Here is an 18711-nt window from a genome sequence, read left to right on the forward strand (position 1 = left end):
ATGAGGGCTTGTGGCTGAAAAGAAGAAGATTAACAACGTCCTGTCCTCCCGCTACGCTTCGGCGGAGCTGACCGAAATCTGGAGCCCCGAGCACAAGATCGTGCTCGAGCGGCAGCTGTGGATCGCGGTCATGCGCGCTCAGAAAGACCTGGGGGTGGATATCCCCGAAGAGGCGATCAGCGCCTACGAGGCAGCGGTCGAAGACGTCGACTTGGACTCCATCGCCCAGCGCGAGCGCGTTACCCGCCACGACGTGAAGGCGCGTATCGAGGAATTCAACGCGCTGGCCGGCTACGAGCACATCCACAAAGGGATGACCAGCCGCGACCTGACCGAAAACGTCGAGCAGCTGCAGATCTACCGCTCCCTCCAGATCATCCGGGACAAGGCCATCGCCGTGGTGGCCCGCATGGGTGAGCACGCGGACAAGTACCAGCACCTGGTCATGGCGGGCCGCTCCCACAACGTCGCCGCCCAGGCCACCACCCTGGGCAAGCGCTTCGCCTCCGCCGCCGATGAGATGCTGCTGGCCATCGAACGCGTCGAGGCACTGCTCGGGCGCTACCCGCTGCGCGGCATCAAGGGGCCGATGGGTACGGCCCAGGACATGCTGGATCTCATGGGCGGGTCCCACGACAAGCTGTCCTCCCTGGAGACCTCCGTGGCGGATTACCTCGGCTTCAGCCGGATCTTCGACTCCGTCGGGCAGGTCTACCCGCGTTCGTTGGACTTCGATGCGGTCTCCGCCCTCGTCGAGCTGGGCGCGGCGCCGTCTTCGCTGGCCACCACCATCCGCCTGATGGCCGGCAATGAGACTGTCACCGAGGGCTTCAAGGAAGGCCAGGTCGGTTCCTCTGCCATGCCGCACAAGATGAACGCCCGCTCCTGCGAGCGCGTCTGCGGCTTCCAGGTCATCCTGCGCGGCTACCTCACCATGGTCGGCGACCTGGCCGGGCAGCAGTGGAACGAGGGTGACGTCTTCTGCTCGGTCATCCGCCGCGTCGCGCTGCCGGACGCCTTCTTCGCCCTCGACGGCCAGTTCGAGACCTTCCTGACCGTGCTGGAGGAGTTCGGTGCTTTCCCGGCCATGATCGACCGCGAGCTCGAGCGCTACCTTCCGTTCTTGGCCACCACCCGCATCCTCATGGCGGCTGTGCGCGCCGGGGTCGGCCGCGAGACCGCCCACGAGGTCATCAAGGAAAACGCCGTAGCCGTGGCGCTGAACATGCGCGAAAACGGCGCGGACCAAGACCTGGTGGAGCGCCTGGCCGCCGACGAGCGCCTCCCCCTTGACAGGGCTGCCCTGGACGAGGCCCTCGCCGACAAGCACGCCTTCATCGGCGCTGCGGAAGCGCAGGTAGGCCAGGTTCTGTCCCGGATTGCTGAAAAGGCGGACCAGCACCCCCAGGCCGCCCAGTACCGCCCGGGCGAGATTATTTAGCCTGCCGGCGCGCTAAGATGTGGGGCATGCGACCACGTCTTAGCGATTATCAGCACCTCGTATCCGGCAAAGTCCGCGACATCTACGCCATCGATGAGCACACGCTGCTCATGGTGGCCAGCGACCGGATTTCCGCCTTCGACTTCGCCCTGGAGCCCGCCATCCCGGACAAGGGGCGGGTGCTGACTGCGACCTCGCAGTTCTTCTTCGACGCCATCAATTTCCCCAACCACCTGGCCGGCCCGGTCGACGACGAGCGGATCCCGGAAGAGGTCCTGGGGCGGGCCTTCGTGGTCAAGAAGCTCAAGATGTTGCCCTTCGAGTGCGTGGCCCGCGGCTACCTGACCGGCTCCGGCCTGAAGGAATACCAGGCCAACGGCACGGTCTGCGGCATCGAGCTGCCCTCCGGCCTGGTGGAGGCCTCCCGCCTGCCGGAGCCCATCTTCACCCCGGCTACTAAGGCGGAGCAGGGCGAGCACGACGAGAATGTTACCTACGAGCGCGTCGTGAAAGACCTCGGCGCCGACCGCGCCGCCCAGCTGTGCAACGCCACGCTGACCATCTACGCCCAGGCCGCCCAGATCGCCGAGGAACGCGGCATCATCCTGGCCGACACCAAATTCGAGTTCGGCCTGGACAGCGACGGCACCCTCGTTCTGGCTGACGAGGTGCTGACCCCGGACTCTTCCCGCTACTGGCCGGCCGGCTCCTACGTCGAGGGCGAGGTCCAGCCCAGCTTCGACAAGCAGTACGTCCGCAACTGGCTGACCTCGCCGGAATCCGGCTGGGACAAGGCCTCCGAGACCACCCCGCCGGCCCTGCCGGACGAGGTTGTCTCCGCCACCCGCCTTCGCTACATCGAGGCCTACGAGCGCCTGTCGGGCAAGCAGTTCATCGAGTGGGTGGGGTAGTTCATCTTTGGAAGCAGCTCAGAATGCTCCACGATCGCTTTTGTTCCGTCGCGGCACTCTATCGCTCGTGAAAACTCTGTAACGTCAGTTGGTTATGAACCTCGAGTCTTGACGGAGACGTATTGCTTTGATAGATATATCGATTGAAGGTGAGAACTACTTCTGTGATTGGAGAAGGCTTTGCTAAAGAAGGCGAGCGGAACACTAGCCATTGTAGGTGTTGTAGTTTCACAACTTGGTTTCGGTGTGGTCTCTGCTAGTGCTGAGGGCGGACAGGAACATGAAGTGTTGGAAGCTGAGGCCCCGCACCGGAGGTGACTTCGGATGTGCCGCAGGAAAGGATGAATGGGAAGATCCAAACTCGATCGGCGGAAGGGTTGACTTGGGCTCCCGGAGGTGTTGCGGCTTCGAACCGAATTTTTGTGAAGGGTGGTGGCGTTCATGTAGAGAAAGCCAGCGTTTCTTATATCCCTGGGACGGAAATCGCTTCAGGCAATGCATGCGTTGACGGCTTCGAGATCGTTTATCGAGAGAATGGGCGCTCCGGGTCGGATTCGTTTGGGCCAAAATGTAGCCCCGCCCGAGTTTCGCACACTTTTGAAATTCACCGGAATATGGATCCCGGTAGCAAATTCTGCGGACGGGTCAAAACTAGTGACGGTCCAGGCAACTGGGCATGTGTGACTATCAAGGCATAAAAAGAAAGGTTCACTGTGGAAATACTTGTTCTTATCCTTTCCGTAGTGGGCGGGCTAGCAGTCCCCCTTATTCTGGTGCTCGGATTTCTTTACTTAGGCAGGATCCTTAAAGACAACCAGCGCGATTCCGGGCGGGAGTGACCCGCCGGCTGGGGGACGCGGTGACGTAGGATGGGGGCCTATGACTGATGAATCCATGCATGCTCCGGTAGCCCCCGTCCGTCCGATTTCGCGCCAATTCCACGGCCGCACTTTCGTCGATGATTACGAGTGGCTGCGGGATAAGAAGTCGCAGGACACGCTGGACTACCTTAACGCGGAAAACGACTACACCAAGGCGCAGACCGCGCACTTGGAGACGCTGACCGAGAATATCTACCAGGAGATTAAATCGCGCATCAAGGAAACGGATATGTCCGTTCCCGTGCGCCAGGGCGATTACTGGTACTACGGTCGCTCCCAGGAGGGCAAAAGCTACGGCCTGTCCTGCCGCCTGCCGGTTGAGGAAGGCGCGGACCCGTGGTTCCCGCCCGTCATCCCGAAGGAGGGCCGCCCGGCAGGCGAAGAGGTGCTACTGGACCTGAACGAGCTGGCCGAAGGCAACGAATTCTTCTCCCTCGGGGCTTCTTCCATCACGACCTCGGGGCGCTACCTGGCCTATTCCGTCGACGTCAGCGGTGACGAGCGCTTCGAGCTGCGCATCAAGGACCTGGCTACGGGCGAACTGCTCGACGATCACCTGACTGGCCTGTTCTACGGCGCGACCTGGGTCGGCGAGGATTACATCTTTTACCAGACCGTCGACGAGGCTTGGCGCGCCGACAGCGTGTGGCGCCACAAGGTAGGCACGCCGCAGGAAGACGACGTGCGCATCTTCTACGAGGAAGACGCCCACTTCAGTGTGGGAGTGGGCGGCACCCGCAGCGACAAGTACCTGTTCTTGGTCTCCAGTTCGAAGATCACCTCGGAGTTCTGGGTGCTGGAGCAGGACCAGCCGGAAGGCGAATTCCAGCTGCTTTGGGAGCGCGAATCCGGGGTCGAATACGAGGTGGACCACGCCGTCATCGACGGCGAGGACCGCTGGATCGTCACCCACAACGCCGCCGGCGCCAACTTCGAGGTCACCGTCTGCCCGGCGCTGACGAAGGACACCGGCCTACCCGCCCTGCGCGATACCCAGGTGCTGGTCCCGCACCGCGAGGACGTGCGTATCGAGGGCGTGGATACCTACCAGCACCAGCTGGTGCTGGTCTACCGCAGCGGCGGCATCGGACGCATCGCCGTCATGCCCCTGACCGAGGGCGAGGGGCTCGGCGAGTTCACCCAGGTCGACTTCGACGAGGAGATCTATACCGCCGGCACCACCGGCAACCCGGAGTGGGACACCCCGGTCATCCGCATGGTCTACGGCTCATTTACGCAGCCTGCCCAGGTCCTGCAGTACGACGTCGCCACCGGCGAGCGCACCCTGCTGAAGCAGCAGGAGGTCCAGGGCGGCTACGAGCCCAGTGATTACACCGCCTACCGCCTGTGGGCCACCGCGCAAGACGGCACGGAGATCCCCGTCTCCGTGGTGCACCGCGCGGACCTGGACACCTCCGCGCCGCAGCCGATGCTGCTCTACGGCTACGGTTCCTACGAGACCAGCGTCGACCCCGGGTTCTCCGTCACCCGCCTGTCGCTGCTGGACCGCGGTATGGTTTTCGCCGTCGCCCACGTCCGCGGCGGCGGGGAGATGGGCCGTGGCTGGTACGACCACGGCAAGCTCATGGAGAAGAAGAGCACCTTCACCGACTTCATCGACGTGGCCGATGATCTCATCGCCCGCGGCCTGACCAGCCCGGACCGGCTGGCAGCGGAAGGCGGCTCCGCGGGCGGCATGCTCATGGGTGCGGTGGCGAATATGGCCCCGGACCGTTTCACCGCCATCCAGGCCGCCGTGCCTTTCGTCGATCCGCTGACCTCCATGCTCATGCCGGAGCTCCCGCTCACGGTGGTGGAGTGGGACGAGTGGGGCGACCCGTACCACGACCCGGCCTTCTACGACTACATGGCCAGCTACGCCCCGTACGAGAACGTCACGGCGCAGGATTACCCGAACATCCTGGCCACGACCTCGCTGAACGACACCCGCGTGCTTTACGTGGAGCCCGCCAAGTGGATTGCCAAGCTGCGCACCGTTGCCAGCGGCGGACAGTTCCTGCTGAAGACGGAGATGGTCGCCGGCCACGGCGGCGTGTCCGGTCGCTACGACAAGTGGCGCCAGAACGCCTTCGAATACGCCTGGATCATTAACCAGGCCACGGGGTGTGCCGAGTAGCGTTCTCGACGCGCGGAACCTAGAAGGCTGTGCGATAATACTTCTTATGCATGGCCACCTCCTGGTTTCGATTTCCAGTATTTTCGACGACACCCGGAAACAGGCCTCGAATCTCCTCCGCATCCTGGATGCCGAGGGGATTCCTGTGTCTCTTCTGATTGCCCCGCACATTGACGGCAATTGGCATTTGGCTAAGGACTCCAAGACGAAGGGCTGGGTCAAAGAGCAAGCAGACGCCGGCCGGGTACTGATTCTCAACGGCTTCGATCAGGCCGTCCAGGGCCGCCGCGCGGAATTCGCCAACCTCGATGAGCACGAAGCAAAGCTGCGGCTGGCCGGTGCGACCCGGCAGATGGGCAAGATCGGCTTTAGTCCCACCATCTTCGCCCCGCCGCGCTGGCGCATGTCGGAGGGAACCCTCAAGGTGCTGCCGGCCTTCGGCTTCGACGTGGCCGTGTCTACCCGCGGCATCCACGAGCTGGAGTCCGGGAAGTTCTACCAGTCGCGCAACCTCTCCTACGGCGAGGGCTTCGGCGCGGCCAAGTGGTGGCGCCGCAACATCATCCGCGCGGCGGAACGCTCCGCCCAGCGCGGCAACACGGTCCGTCTGTCCGTGTCCGGCCGTAACCTCGACGACCGGAAGGTGGTCAAGGACTTCGTCAAGGCCGTGCACAAGGCCGCAGCGGCCGGCGCGCAGCCGGCCGACTACAGCATCTTCCTGCCGAACTAGGGCAGCAGGCGCTCGATGACGCGGCGGACATCCGCCGGCAACATCGGCAGCACGCCGCGCAGGCCACCCGCCAGGGCGGTACCGATGCCCAGGATCGCGGCCACGCCAGCGATCCCTGCCACGATAGCGCCGCCCACCGAGGAGCCACTCGAGCCGGCATCCCCCGAACCCGCCGGCTTGCCCTGGTCGTCGTCTTCGTTGTTATCGTCCCCATCGTTTTCCTCGCCGGCGCCGTCGTCGTCGCCGAGGGAGAAGCCGACCTTGACCGGGTCGTGGTCGGAGGAGCGGAACGGGGAGCCGTCGTAGAAGTCGACCGCGTTGTAGTTGCGGCGCGAATACTCGAAGGCGACGGGCTCGTCCGCGTTGATGTTCCAGACCTGCGCGTCGGTGACGTGCTCGCTGGCCACCCCGTTGGCCAGGACGTGGTCCAGGGAGCCGAGCAGGCCGCTGAACTGGTAGGAGGCATCGGCATCAAAGGTCTCCGCCGGCACGGTGTAGCCGTGGTTGCGGAAGATATCCAGGGCCTCCTCGCGCGTGTAGGTGTTCAGATCGCCCATGACGAAGGTGGCCTTGTCCTGCCAGTCCGGCTGCTTGGCCAGGTGGTCTAAGACCGCCTGGGCCTGCGCGCTGCGCACGTTGGGGTTGTTGCCTTGGCCGTCGCCGCGGTCCGCGTCATCCTTGACTACGGAACCCTTGGACTTGAAATGGTTGGCCACGGCCACGAAGGTCTCGGCGTCCTCGCTGGCACCAGCCGGGGCGAACTCCTGGGCCAGAGGCTCACGCGCGGTACCGGTGAAGCGGGCGTCGCTGAAGATGCGGGACTCGCCCACCGGGCGCACGCGGTCCGGGTCGTAGATGAACGCGGTGCGGATGACGTCGACGTCCTCCGGCACGCCCTCGGACGGGGAGGCGACGGCCTTCCAGTTTCCGCCCGCGGCGTTGAGCTCCTCGACGAGGTGGTTCAGTGCCTCGTCGCGGCGGGAGAGATCCCCGGTCACGCCGAAGGTGTCCTCGATTTCGGACAGCGCGATGACGTCGGCGTCCAGGCCGTTGATGGCCGCGACGATTTTGGCCTGCTGGTCTTCGAAGGCGCTCTGGGTGTAGGCGCCGCGGGTGGTCCCGCGGTTGACGGTGACCGGGTTGCCGTCCTTGTCGTCGTAGGAGCTGCCGCCGAACTCCTCGCCCAGGGAGGTGAAGTAGTTCAGGACGTTGAAGGCGCCGATGGTGTAGTCGCCCCCCACGTCGAGGGCGTTTAGCTCCGCGGCGCGGGAGTCCTCCCAGCTAATCGGCAGATCCGCGCCGGCGGTCTCGCCGGTGACCGGGGAGGTGGGCTGGAAGCGCCACTGCTCGTGGGAGTAGTGCACGACGACCGGCTGCTGGAATTCCACCTGGTCGGTGGTGCGCAGGCTCTTGATGGTCTGGCCGCCGTTCTGGGCGATATACGGCAGCGGGGTGTCCTTGTCGGTCTTCAGGTAGTCGCGGGTCCGGCCGTCGTCCAGGGTGACCAGGCGCTCGGCGTTGTCCTTTTCCAGCTGCTTGAGCGGGGAGTTCGGATCCGTCGAGGGAGCATGGACATCGGAGGGCTGGCGCAGGGCGTCTTGGCCCGCGGCCAAGCCGACCTCGCCGTAGGTGTTGAGTGCGTAGTTGTTGGTCACGGTGTGGGTGCCGGGCAGTACCAGCATGGACTCGTAGGCCTCCCGGGCCTCGTCGCCGGCGGGCAGTTCCTCGATGTCGATGGGTTCGACCTTCTCCAGCGGCTCCTCCAGCTCGGTGAAGTTGCGCGCCGAAACCTGGGTGTTGCCGTAGTACTCGGAGACCTTGCCGGTAACCCGCACGGACTGGCCGATTTCCGGGTACTCGCCGTCGTTGCCGGCGTAGACGAACAGGCCGTGGCTGGCCTCGCCGGCCGCGGACTCGCCGCCGGTCTGGATGGTGTAGCCGTTCAGGCCGCCTTCTTCCCACACGGCGGTGACGACGCCCTCGGTGGTCACGGTCTGGTCGACCAGCGGGGAGGCCGGGCCCGTGCCCTGGATATCGGCGATGGCCACGACCTCGCCCTCGGCGGGAGGATCCTGCGGCTCCGGATCAGTGCCCGGTTCCGGGGCCACGCCTCCGCCGGTGCCCGCCGGGCTGGGGGCGCCGGCGGTGAAGTCCGCTGAGTTGTCATCGGTGTCGGTGCCGTGCTCGTCGCGCTGGACCGAGGTCTGGTTGTTCGGCGCCTGGGCCGGCGAGCCCTCGGACAGGCTGGCCTCGCCGAAGCCCACCAAGTCGATCGCCTCGCCCGCGCCGTCGCTGAGCTGGACCGAGCCCTTGGTGGCGGACATGGCCAGGCTGCCGGTGGCATCGGCAGCCGGCAAAGCGGTGCTGCCGCCGTTGCCCTGGGCCTGCTGGATGAGGTAGTGGGCCCCGGCCGGGATTTTCCCGCTCAGCTGGGTGGTGCCGCCGGAGCCGCCCTTGGCGGAGAAGTACTCGACGTTCCAGCCGTCTAAGCTGATGTCGCTATCCGTCGGGTTGTAGAGCTCGATGAAGTCGTGGGTGTACTCGGCGCCGGAGTTGCCACCGCCGCCGTAGACCTCGGAGATGACGACGTTGTCCCCGGCCGGGGCGGCCGAGGCTGCGGGGACGCAGAGACCGGCGCTAACGGTAGAGGTGACGGCCGCGAGCACGAGCGCGCCGCGGCGGCGGGCCACCCGCCGCGAGGACTGGGGAGAAGACAACTGGGGAGAAGACATAGGGAACGAACCACCTTTGTTGGGGGAAAGACAGACAATTTCCTGCGTTCCGAGCGCATTACCCTCAGTTGTAGAACACGGAGCGGACACTAGCGGGAGTAAGCGCTGCCGCGTGTTCGACGCCCGCAGGGGGTTTGCCTAGGTGTGGCCTAGATTTTGGTTTCCGTCTTTGCCGGGTATACCCGGTGTTTACTTTCCGGCCCCGATCGGGGGAGCAGGAATTGGTGTGGGGGTGACCGCTGGGATGGGTAGGTTTTGCGGCCCTAGGCAGGCTAAACTAGTGCGCGCAGACCTAGCCGTGAGCACAGTAAGGAAATTTAATGGCTCGTGTAGTTGTCAATGTCATGCCGAAGGCCGAGATTCTGGATCCGCAGGGGCAAGCTGTTGTCCGCGCGCTGGGTCGGATTGGGGTTGAAGGGGTCAGCGATGTCCGCCAGGGCAAGCGCTTCGAGTTGGAGGTCGCGGACTCCGTGACGGCCGAGGAGCTGGAGAAGGTCGCGGCCACCCTGCTGGCCAACACCGTCATCGAGGACTACGAGGTCACCGGGCTGGAGGTCAAGTAGTGTCCGCCAAGATCGGAGTAATTACTTTCCCGGGCACGCTCGACGACGTTGACGCGGCCCGCGCCGCGCGCCGGGCCGGCGCCGAGGTGGAAAACCTCTGGCACGCTGATGCCGACCTGCGTGGCGTGGACGCGGTCGTGGTCCCCGGGGGCTTTTCCTACGGCGACTACCTGCGCTCCGGGGCGATTTCCGCCCTCGCGCCCGTCATGCGCTCGGTCGTCGACGCCGCCCACAAGGGCATGCCGGTGCTGGGCATTTGCAACGGCTTCCAGATCCTGACTGAAGCCGGCCTGCTGCCCGGGGCGCTGACCCGCAACCAGGGGCTGCACTTCCACTGCACCGACACCTACCTGGAGGTCGCGAACGCGCAGACCGCCTGGACCAGCGAGTTTGAGGCTGGCCAGCGGATCCTCATCCCGGCCAAGCACGGCGAGGGCCGTTTCCAGGCCGCCGCGGAGACCGTCGAGGAGCTGGAGAAGGAAGGCCGCGTGGTTTTCCGCTACACGGACAACTACAACGGGTCCGTCAACGCGATCGCCGGTATTACCAACGAGACCGGCCGGGTCGTGGGGCTGATGCCGCACCCCGAGCACGCCATCGATCCGCTTACCGGGCCGTCCACCGACGGCCTGGGTCTTTTTGTATCCGCTATCAACGCCGTGACGGCCGCAGTTTAGGAGGCGCACATGACCGTACACAATGACACCGTCTCCCAGGCCCAGCAGGACCCGGACCTGGAACAGCCCTTCCGCGAGCTGGGGCTCAAGGACGACGAATACCAGCGCATCAAGGACATCCTGGGGCGTAGGCCGACCGATGCCGAGCTGACCATGTACTCCGTGATGTGGTCGGAGCACTGCTCGTATAAGTCCTCGAAGACGCACCTGCGCTACTTCGGCCAGACCATGACCGAAGAGATGGGGGAGAAGATCCTCGCCGGTATCGGCGAGAACGCCGGCGTGGTCGACATCGGGGACGGCAACGCGGTGACCTTCCGCGTGGAGTCCCACAACCACCCGTCATACGTCGAGCCCTACCAGGGCGCGGCCACCGGCGTGGGCGGGATCGTCCGTGACATCATGGCCATGGGCGCGCGCCCCATCGCGGTCATGGACCAGCTGCGCTTCGGCCCAGCCGATGCCGCGGATACCAAGCGCGTCCTGCCGGGCGTGGTCGAAGGTATCGGCGGCTACGGCAACTGCCTGGGTCTTCCCAATATTGGGGGCGAGACCGTCTTTGATGAGTCCTACGCAGGCAACCCGCTGGTCAACGCCCTGTGCGTGGGCACGTTGAAGGTCGAGGACCTGAAGCTGGCCTTCGCCTCCGGCACCGGCAACAAGGTCATGCTGTTTGGCTCCCGCACGGGTCTGGACGGCATCGGCGGCGTGTCCGTGCTGGCTTCTGACACCTTCGAGGACGGCGCGGAGCGCAAGCTGCCGGCCGTCCAGGTGGGCGACCCCTTCGCGGAGAAGGTCCTCATCGAGTGCTGCCTGGACCTCTACCACGCCGGCGTGGTGGTCGGCATCCAGGACCTGGGCGGCGCCGGCCTGGCCTGTGCCACCAGTGAGCTGGCCGCCTCCGGCGACGGCGGCATGGAAATCAACCTGGACGAGGTCCCGCTGCGCGCCGAGCACATGACCGCCGCCGAAATCCTGGCTTCCGAGTCTCAGGAGCGCATGTGCGCGGTCGTGGCCCCGGAGAACGTGGAGCGCTTCCGCGAGATCTGTGCGCACTGGGACGTCACCTGCGCCGAGATTGGTGAGGTCACCACCGGCAAGCACCTGGTCATCCGCCACCAGGGCGAGGTCGTCGTGGACGCCCCGGCCGGCACCATCGCCGACGAAGCCCCGGTCTACGAGCGCCCCTACGCCCGCCCGGAGTGGCAGGACGAGCTGCAGGACTTCGGCGGCGTGGATCACGCCCCGCTGGGAGATGCCCTCCTCCAGCTGGTGTCCTCCCCGGCGCTGTGCTCTCGTGACTTCATTACCAACCAGTACGACCGCTACGTCCGCGGCAACACGGTGCAATCGCACCACGCGGATGCCGGCGTGCTGCGCATCGACGAGGAGACCGGCCGCGGCGTCGCCGTCTCCGCGGACGCCTCGGGCCGCTACACCAAGCTGGACCCGAACATGGGCGCGCGCCTGGCCCTGGCCGAGGCCTACCGCAACGTCGCGGTGACCGGCGCCCGCCCGGTGGCCGTCACCAACTGCCTGAACTTCGGTTCCCCGGAAAACCCGGACGTGATGTGGCAGTTCCGCCAGGCCGTCCACGGCCTGGCCGACGGCGCGGTCGAGCTGGGCATCCCGGTCTCCGGCGGCAACGTCTCCTTCTACAACCAGACTGGGGAGGAGCCCATCCTGCCGACCCCGGTCGTCGGCGTGCTAGGCGTTATCGACGACGTCGCCGACTCCATCGGCCACCACCTGGGCACGGCTGAGGACGAGGTCCTCATCCTCTTGGGCTCCACCCAGGACGAATTCGGCGGCTCCATCTGGCAGCAGGTCTCCGGCAAGGGCCTGTCCGGCCTGCCGCCGCAGGTGGACCTGGCTAACGAGGCCAAGCTGGCCGAGTTCTTCCACGGCAACTCCGACCTCACCGCGGCCCACGATGTCTCCGAGGGCGGCCTGGCCGTCACCGCGTTCGAGATGGCCAAGCGCAACCGCGTCGGCGTCGAGCTCGATCTGGCCGCCGTGCACGACGACGAGTTCGTCGCCGCGTTCTCCGAGTCCGCCTCCCGCGCCCTGGTCGCCACGACCAAGGACAAGGCGGACGCGGTCCTCCAGCGCGCCCAGGAGCTGGGCATCCCGGCCGCCCAGGTTGGCAAGACCACCGCGGTGGACAGCCTCATCCTGGGCCAGACCGCCGTCCCGCTGACCCAGCTGGTCGACGCCTGGTCCGCCACCCTGCCCGACCTCTTCGGCCACGCCGTGGGGGCGAACTCCGTGGTGGAATAGGGCCGACAGAAAATGCCTCGCACCGTGGTACGCGGTGTGAGGCATTTTTCGTGGGGCCAATCGACCGTATGCGGGGTGTAGAAAGGGCGCTTAAGACGCTTTAGCGTTGCGCGGCTAACCCCGCCCGGGGCGGCCGCTTTAGCCGCCGATGGTCGGCTGGATGGTTTGTGCCCAGCTGACCTTGAGTTGGTGGGAGAACAGCGGGAAGGAGTGGGAGCCGGTGTTGGTGTAGTAGCGGTTGACGTCGACGCCGGCTGCGCGGGCGGTGCGGGTGTAGATATTGGTGCACTCGTTGGCAACCTTCTCGGTCGCGGACGGGCCCAGGTGTTGGGCGGGGCCGTAGTTGCCGTCTATGGGGCCGGGGGTGCCGGAGGCGGAAGCAACGAAGACCTTGACGTCGCGCAGTCGGTGCGGCTGGGCGTTGGGATCGTGGTCGGCCCAGGCTGGGGAGCCGGGCAGGCCCCAGGCATTGACGGAAGAGCCGCCGCCGGCGGCCATCATGATGCTGGAGACCGGCCATCCCAGGGCGCCGGAGCGGACCGGGCAACCGGAGTAGGAGGCGGCGGCGCGGAAGCGCTGCGGGGCGTGGCCGGCGATGTCGAGGGCGGCGGCGCCGGTGGAGGACAGGCCGGCGATAGCGTCGCGGCCGTTGCCGTGGAATTCGGCGTCGATGAGCGGCGGAAGCTCGTGGGTCATGTAGGTGTTCCACTTGTTAACGCCCAGGATGGGATCCGCGGTATTCCAGTCGGTGTAGAGGGAATAAGCGCCGCCGATGGGCATGACCACATTGACGTTCTTGCCGGCGAACCACGGGCCGATGTCGGTGTGGCTCATCCAGTTCATGCCCTGCTCGCCACCCTGGATTCCGGGCAGCAGGTAGAAGGAGCCGCGCGGCTGGTCGCCGCCGGGCAGCAGCACGTTATTGGTGATAACGGCGCGGTTGGCCGGGGACCACACGTCCACCTTCCAGAAGTTGCCGTTGACGTGGCGCTTGTTCACGATCTTCGGCTGGTTGCCCAACCAGGGCTGCTTGCTCTGGTTGCCGGGCAGCTGGAAGGAGCCGTCGATGAGGCTCGACTGGGCCTGGGCAGACGGGGTGGCAGGGCTGGCGAGGCCGAACCCCAGGGCGGCGACCGCGGCGAAGGCGGCGGCTAGCGCACGGGGGCGGCGGAGAGAGACAGATTTAAACACCGTTCGACTATAACGCATATAGCAAGGAATTCGAAGGATTTTCACAGCCTTGGGTTACGCGACCGTAGGTTATACTACGGCTAGCAGCGGCGGTCACAACGTCGGTTGAGTCTTGCGAGGAGGAAAAATGGCGCCGGTACAGGACGGCATAGTCGAACGGACCAGGCTGGTGGCCGACCGTGGCCCGCGCCCGCTTACCCGCGGGTGGGGGCACGTCTTCGCCGCCCTGGCTGCCCTAGTTGCCGCCACCGTGCTCATTACATATTCCTGGATGACGCTGAGCTGGGCGCCGGCTATGGGCGTGACGGTCTACGGGGTGTGCCTGGTCGGGCTATTCGCGGTCTCCGCAACCTACCACCGTTGGCCGTGGGGCAGTTTCCGGGCCGTGCAGTGGTGGCGGCGGGCAGATCACGCCACCATTGCCGTGTTCATCGCGGCGACCTATACGCCGCTGTCCCTTATCGCCTTCGACGGCGCGACGGCGTGGATCCTGCTCGGGGTGGCCTGGGGCGGAGCGGTAGCTGGCGTAATACTTAACCTGGTCTGGGTGGAGCACCCGCGCTGGCTATCCGTGGCCGTGTACCTGGTGCTCGGCTGGTTGATAGTCCCGCTCATCCCGACCCTGTGGCGGCAGGAAGGCCCCGCGGTGGTCTGGTTGCTGTTTGCCGGCGGCCTAGTCTATTCCTTAGGCGCGGTGGTCTACGGATTCAAGTGGCCGGGGCGTAACGCCCGCATCTACGGCTACCACGAGCATTTCCACACCGCGACAATCGCGGCCGCCGCGGTCCACCTGGTCGCCGTGTGGATGGTGGTCGTTGGTGCCGGCTAAAAGCCCGGGCGGGCCGCTAATATAAATAGTGAAGACAGGGCCACCGGGGCCGAAGAACCGCCAGGGGACGAGAAACTCGGACGAATTGCCGGTCCTAGCGCTGGCTGCCGGGCGCTGACTGCTGGGGCGGGGGCTTAGTCGATGTGCTGGTTGTTGGGCGCGACGATGAGGGGCTTGGGGGAGTACTTGCCGCGTAACTCCCGCAGGATGTTGGCGTGCTCGGCCAGCCGCTTGTCCTCGTCGGTGACCGGGGTGAACTGGCGGGCGGCCTGTGGCTGGAAGTCGCGGTCGATGGCCATGTAGGCCACGGTGGCGTGGATGGCGGTCTCCAGGTTGTTGCGGCCGCCGCGCGGGTTGCCGGCGCGCACGTGGATGGACATCTGCATCGAACGGTTGTCGGTGCGCATCATGCGGGCGTCGACCTCGATGAGGTCGCCGATGGCAATCGGGCGGTAGAAGCGGATGCCGCCGGCGTAGACGGCCACGGTGTGCTCACCGGACCATTCCATGGTACAGGCGGTGCCGGCCTCGTCGATCCACTCCATGGCGGTGCCGCCGTGGACCTTGCCGCCCCAGTTGACGTCCGTCGGCTTGGCCAGAAAGCGGTTTACAAGCCGCGGGGCGTAGGACGGGCCCTCGTAGGTCTGCTGTTCCATCTCCTCTTCGATGGCCTTGCGCAGCTCAATACGGGACTGGGCGGCCTCGGCGACGCGGCGCTGCTCGTCGTTTTCCGGGGTGAACGTGGGCACCGGGGTCGACTTGTTGGTTTCGGCGTCCTTGGCCACGAAGATGACCAGGCAGTCGCAGGCGCGGGTGAAGATGCCGTCGCGCGGGTCCGCGGAGAGCACCTCGTTGACGATGTGCATGGACGACCGGCCGGTCATCGCAATGCGGGAGCGGACCTCCACGATGTGGCCCGAGGGGATGGGGCGGGTGAAGTGAATGTGGCCTACGTAAGCGGTCACGCAGTACTGACCGGACCACTGGACCGCGCACGCGTAGGCGGCCTTGTCGATCCATTCCAGAACGCGGCCGCCGCTGATGCCCTGGGCGCCAGCCATGAGGACATCAGTGGGCGAAGCCATGAAACGAAGGGTGATTTGCGGGGACTTGAGAGCATCCTGCGTCTGCGGAGTAGTGGTCATAATATATAAAGCTACCAGGGCGGGAGGAAGGATTAGGGCACGTGGCGTCGCGGACTGCCGCAAGGGTGCGCGCAGGCAGCGCCGGGGTGGCGGGGACTAGACTGGGCGGCATGGCAAAGAAGGCAGATCCCGCCGCGGCGCGCGCGGCCGTCGTGGCTTTGGCAGAGTGGATCCAGAAAGAAAACCCGGACTCCGCGCGGCGGCCGGCGCGGGCCACGCTGGCGCAGGCGGTGCGCAACACGGCCCGGCTGGTGGAGCAGGACGCGCCGGGGCACTCGGTGGAGCTGCGGGTACCCCCGTTCGTGGCCGTCCAGTGTATTGAGGGACCGCGCCACACCCGCGGCACCCCACCCAATGTCGTGGAGACGGATCCGCACACGTGGCTGCGCTTGGCCACCGGGCATACCAGCTGGCAAGCCGCCGTCGACGCAGGGCAGGTTGATGCTTCCGGCTCCCGCGCGGCGGAGATCGCGGAGTGGCTGCCCGTCATCCCGCTGGGCCGCTAAGCCGCGCAAGCGGGCACCAAGGCGGCCGGGCATTAGTACCGGGCTGGCGAAACGACTAAGATAACCGGCGTGGAAGCCGTCAAATCACTTCAGACAACTGGCCTCACTAATCTCGACGATCACGGCGAGACCTCTCCGCGGGAAGAATGCGGCGTCTTTGGCGTCTGGGCCCCGGGAGAAGAGGTTTCCAAGCTTACCTATTTCGGGCTTTTCGCCCTCCAGCACCGCGGCCAGGAGGCCGCCGGCATGGCGGTCGGGGATGATGACCGCCTGGTGGTTTTCAAAGACATGGGGCTAGTGGCCAATATCTTCGACGAGTCCATCCTGAGCTCCCTGCAGGGCAACGTGTCCGTCGGGCACACCCGCTATTCCACCGCCGGTGGCAAGGAATGGTCCAACGTGCAGCCGATGTTCGGCGCGTCCTCCAACGGGGTGGATATCGCGCTCGGTCACAACGGCAACCTGGTCAACTACCTGGAACTGCGCCAGGAAGCCGTGGACCGCGGGCTGATTAAGCCGCACGAGGAGTCGGTCTCCGACTCGATGTGCCTGTCCATGTTGCTGGGCGACGGCGTCAATGACGAAACCTCCGTCTTTGAATCCGCCCGCCAACTGCTGCCCCGCGTTCAGGGCGCTTTCTGCCTGACCTTTACCGACGGCCATACCCTGTACGCCGCGCGCGACGGCCACGGCGTGCGCCCGCTGGCGCTGGGCCGCCTGCCGCAGGGCTTCGTGGTCGCCTCCGAGACCTGCGCGCTTGATATCGTGGGCGCGCAGTTCATCCGGGAAATCGAACCGGGCGAGCTCGTCGCCATTGATGAGACGGGGATCCGCTCCGAGAAATTCGTCGAGCCCACCCGCCACGGCTGCGTCTTCGAATACGTCTACCTGGCCCGGCCCGATACCCATATCTCCGGGCGCTCGGTCAACGAGACCCGCGTGGATATCGGCCGCCGCCTGGCCCGCCAGTTCCCGGCGGAGGACGCCGACCTGGTCATCCCGGTGCCGGAGTCTGGCAACCCGGCCGCGGTCGGTTACGCCCGCGAATCCGGCATCACCTTCGCCCACGGCCTGGTGAAAAACGCCTACGTGGGCCGCACCTTCATCCAGCCCACGCAGACCCTGCGCCAGCTGGGCATCCGGCTCAAGCTCAACCCGCTCAAGGAGGTCATCGCCGGCAAGAAGCTGGTGGTGGTGGATGACTCCATCGTCCGCGGCAACACCCAGCGCGCCCTCATCCGCATGCTGCGGGAGGCCGGAGCCGCCGAGGTCCACGTGCGGATCGCCTCCCCGCCGGTGAAGTGGCCGTGCTTCTACGGCATCGATTTTGCCTCCCCGGGCGAGCTCATCGCCAACGTCGCGCCGAGCGATGACCCGGAGGTCATCTGCCAGACCATCTGCGAGGCCATCGGCGCCGACAGCCTGGGCTTCGTCAGCGTGGATGAAATGATCGCGGCGACCGAGCAGCCGCGCAGCCAGCTGTGCGCCGCCTGCTTCGACGGCCACTACCCGCTGGGCCTGCCGGCCGGCAACCCCAACGCGGATGCCGTGCGTACGCTTATGAGCCAGAACTCTTAAAAAAGACCCCCAAGGAATGAAACTTTCGCTATGACCGATACGACTGACAACACTTACGCCGCCGCCGGTGTGGACATCGCCGCCGGCGACCGCGCTGTCCAGCTGTTCGCCCCGCACGCAAAGCGCGCGACCCGCCCGGAGGTCATGGGCGGCCTGGGCGGGTTCGCGGGCCTGTTCAAGCTCGGCGACTACAAGGAACCCATCCTGGCGGCGGGCTCGGACGGCGTGGGCACGAAGCTGGCAGTGGCCCAGGCGATGGACAAGCACGACACCATCGGCATCGACCTGGTGGCCATGTGCGTCGACGACCTGGTGGTCTGCGGCGCCGAGCCGCTGTTTTTGCAGGACTACATCGCCGTCGGCAAGGTCGTTCCGGAAAAGGTCGCGGAGATCGTGGCCGGCATCGCCGAGGGCTGCGTGCAGGCGGGTGCCGCGCTGCTGGGCGGCGAGACCGCCGAGCACCCCGGCGTGATGGAGGTCGATGATTACGACGTCTCCGCCACCGCCGTGGGCGTGGTCGAGGCCGATAGCGTGCTGGGCCCGGACAAGGTCCGCGACGGCGACGTGCTCATCGCCATGGGCTCGTCCGGCCTGCACTCCAACGGCTACTCCCTGGCCCGCCACGTCCTGCTCGAGCAGGCCGGACTGCCGCTGGACGGTTACATGGACGAGCTCGGCCGCACCCTGGGAGAGGAGATGCTCATCCCGACCCGCATCTACGCCCAGGACTGCCTGGCGCTGGCCGCGGAGTGCCACGTGGCAACGTTCTGCCACGTCACCGGCGGCGGCCTGGCCGGCAACCTGGAGCGCGTGATCCCGGAGGGGCTGACCGCGCACGTGGCCCGCTCCACCTGGACCCCGGGCCAGATCTTCCGCACCATCTCCTCGGTAGGCAAGGTCGAGCTGTCCGAGATGGAAAAGACCTTCAACATGGGCGTCGGCATGGTGGCGGTGGTCTCCGCCGAGGACCGCGACCGAGCGCTGGCCATGCTCACCGCCCGCCACCTGGATGCCTGGGAGCTGGGCGAGGTGCGCAAGTCCGCCGAGGGCGAGCCCCGCGTCGTCGTGAGCGGCAACCACCCGAACTTCTAATCGCCCACCATATACACC

Annotated in this window: 14 protein-coding genes; 11 read left to right on the top strand and 3 right to left on the bottom strand. The window is 66.1% G+C overall.

The window, feature by feature from the left end; translation table 11 throughout:
* The first annotated feature begins 10 nt into the window (after positions 1 to 10).
* From purB to QQS53_RS11150, 4 genes are all read left to right on the top strand, one after another.
* Entirely contained in the window at positions 11 to 1441 is a 1431-nt protein-coding gene (gene purB, locus QQS53_RS11135) for an adenylosuccinate lyase (protein WP_472775885.1), read from the top strand.
* A gap of 26 nt (positions 1442 to 1467) precedes the next feature.
* A complete protein-coding gene (locus QQS53_RS11140) occupies positions 1468 to 2352 on the top strand; it encodes a phosphoribosylaminoimidazolesuccinocarboxamide synthase (RefSeq protein WP_472775886.1) in 885 nt (294 codons plus the stop codon).
* Between the two features lie 879 nt (positions 2353 to 3231).
* A complete protein-coding gene (locus tag QQS53_RS11145; RefSeq protein WP_472775887.1) occupies positions 3232 to 5370 on the top strand; it encodes a S9 family peptidase in 2139 nt (712 codons plus the stop codon).
* Between the two features lie 46 nt (positions 5371 to 5416).
* Positions 5417 to 6100: a DUF2334 domain-containing protein gene (locus QQS53_RS11150; protein ID WP_472775888.1), complete on the top strand. Its 684-nt coding sequence runs from the start codon at positions 5417 to 5419 to the stop codon at positions 6098 to 6100.
* Here QQS53_RS11150 and QQS53_RS11155 read toward each other — a convergent pair.
* Entirely contained in the window at positions 6097 to 8832 is a 2736-nt protein-coding gene (locus QQS53_RS11155; protein WP_472775889.1) for an ExeM/NucH family extracellular endonuclease, read from the bottom strand. The two genes, QQS53_RS11150 and QQS53_RS11155, sit on opposite strands and share 4 nt — an antisense overlap.
* Positions 8833 to 9152: 320 nt before the next feature.
* Here QQS53_RS11155 and purS point away from each other — a divergent pair, with 320 nt between their 5' ends.
* From purS to purL, 3 genes are read left to right on the top strand one after another with little or no spacing between them, the layout of a single operon-like run.
* Positions 9153 to 9395, top strand: a complete 243-nt coding sequence (gene purS / locus QQS53_RS11160) for a phosphoribosylformylglycinamidine synthase subunit PurS (RefSeq protein WP_070768624.1) — start codon at positions 9153 to 9155, stop codon at positions 9393 to 9395.
* Positions 9395 to 10072: a phosphoribosylformylglycinamidine synthase subunit PurQ gene (gene purQ / locus QQS53_RS11165; RefSeq protein WP_472775890.1), complete on the top strand. Its 678-nt coding sequence runs from the start codon at positions 9395 to 9397 to the stop codon at positions 10070 to 10072. The genes purS and purQ overlap by 1 nt, the downstream gene beginning before the upstream one ends.
* Positions 10073 to 10081: 9 nt before the next feature.
* A complete protein-coding gene (gene purL, locus QQS53_RS11170) occupies positions 10082 to 12352 on the top strand; it encodes a phosphoribosylformylglycinamidine synthase subunit PurL (RefSeq protein ID WP_472775891.1) in 2271 nt (756 codons plus the stop codon).
* Positions 12353 to 12490: 138 nt separating this feature from the next.
* On the opposite strand, the gene QQS53_RS11175 is transcribed toward purL, so the two are convergent.
* On the bottom strand, positions 12491 to 13543 hold the full coding sequence (locus QQS53_RS11175; protein WP_472775892.1) for an alpha/beta hydrolase: 1053 nt from the start codon (positions 13541 to 13543) through the stop codon (positions 12491 to 12493).
* A gap of 127 nt (positions 13544 to 13670) precedes the next feature.
* Between QQS53_RS11175 and trhA the strand changes: the two genes are divergently transcribed.
* The gene (gene trhA, locus QQS53_RS11180) at positions 13671 to 14372 is read left to right on the top strand and encodes a PAQR family membrane homeostasis protein TrhA (protein WP_448871850.1); all 702 of its coding nucleotides are present in this window, start codon (positions 13671 to 13673) and stop codon (positions 14370 to 14372) included.
* Between the two features lie 134 nt (positions 14373 to 14506).
* On the opposite strand, the gene QQS53_RS11185 is transcribed toward trhA, so the two are convergent.
* A complete protein-coding gene (locus QQS53_RS11185) occupies positions 14507 to 15457 on the bottom strand; it encodes an acyl-CoA thioesterase (RefSeq protein ID WP_448871852.1) in 951 nt (316 codons plus the stop codon).
* Positions 15458 to 15627: 170 nt separating this feature from the next.
* Here QQS53_RS11185 and QQS53_RS11190 point away from each other — a divergent pair, with 170 nt between their 5' ends.
* The 3 genes from QQS53_RS11190 (at position 15628) to purM (ending at position 18693) form a co-directional block, all read left to right on the top strand.
* Positions 15628 to 16023 carry a sterol carrier family protein gene (locus QQS53_RS11190; RefSeq protein ID WP_472775893.1) on the top strand — a complete coding sequence of 132 codons (396 nt, stop codon included), beginning with the start codon at positions 15628 to 15630 and terminating at the stop codon, positions 16021 to 16023.
* A 69-nt stretch (positions 16024 to 16092) separates the two neighbouring features.
* The gene (gene purF, locus QQS53_RS11195; RefSeq protein WP_472775894.1) at positions 16093 to 17601 is read left to right on the top strand and encodes an amidophosphoribosyltransferase; all 1509 of its coding nucleotides are present in this window, start codon (positions 16093 to 16095) and stop codon (positions 17599 to 17601) included.
* Between the two features lie 30 nt (positions 17602 to 17631).
* Positions 17632 to 18693, top strand: a complete 1062-nt coding sequence (gene purM / locus QQS53_RS11200) for a phosphoribosylformylglycinamidine cyclo-ligase (protein ID WP_448871858.1) — start codon at positions 17632 to 17634, stop codon at positions 18691 to 18693.
* The last annotated feature ends 18 nt before the right edge of the window (positions 18694 to 18711 follow it).

Source organism: Corynebacterium sp. 2571A (assembly GCF_055700935.1).

Coding starts and splice junctions, on each gene's coding strand:
- QQS53_RS11140 (WP_472775886.1), top strand. CDS start 1,468: ATGCGACCACGTCTTAGCGATTATCAGCACCTCGTATCCGGCAAAGTC.
- QQS53_RS11145 (WP_472775887.1), top strand. CDS start 3,232: ATGACTGATGAATCCATGCATGCTCCGGTAGCCCCCGTCCGTCCGATT.
- QQS53_RS11150 (WP_472775888.1), top strand. CDS start 5,417: ATGCATGGCCACCTCCTGGTTTCGATTTCCAGTATTTTCGACGACACC.
- QQS53_RS11155 (WP_472775889.1), bottom strand. CDS start 8,832: ATGTCTTCTCCCCAGTTGTCTTCTCCCCAGTCCTCGCGGCGGGTGGCC.
- purS (WP_070768624.1), top strand. CDS start 9,153: ATGGCTCGTGTAGTTGTCAATGTCATGCCGAAGGCCGAGATTCTGGAT.
- purL (WP_472775891.1), top strand. CDS start 10,082: ATGACCGTACACAATGACACCGTCTCCCAGGCCCAGCAGGACCCGGAC.
- trhA (WP_448871850.1), top strand. CDS start 13,671: ATGGCGCCGGTACAGGACGGCATAGTCGAACGGACCAGGCTGGTGGCC.
- QQS53_RS11185 (WP_448871852.1), bottom strand. CDS start 15,457: ATGGCTTCGCCCACTGATGTCCTCATGGCTGGCGCCCAGGGCATCAGC.
- QQS53_RS11190 (WP_472775893.1), top strand. CDS start 15,628: ATGGCAAAGAAGGCAGATCCCGCCGCGGCGCGCGCGGCCGTCGTGGCT.
- purM (WP_448871858.1), top strand. CDS start 17,632: ATGACCGATACGACTGACAACACTTACGCCGCCGCCGGTGTGGACATC.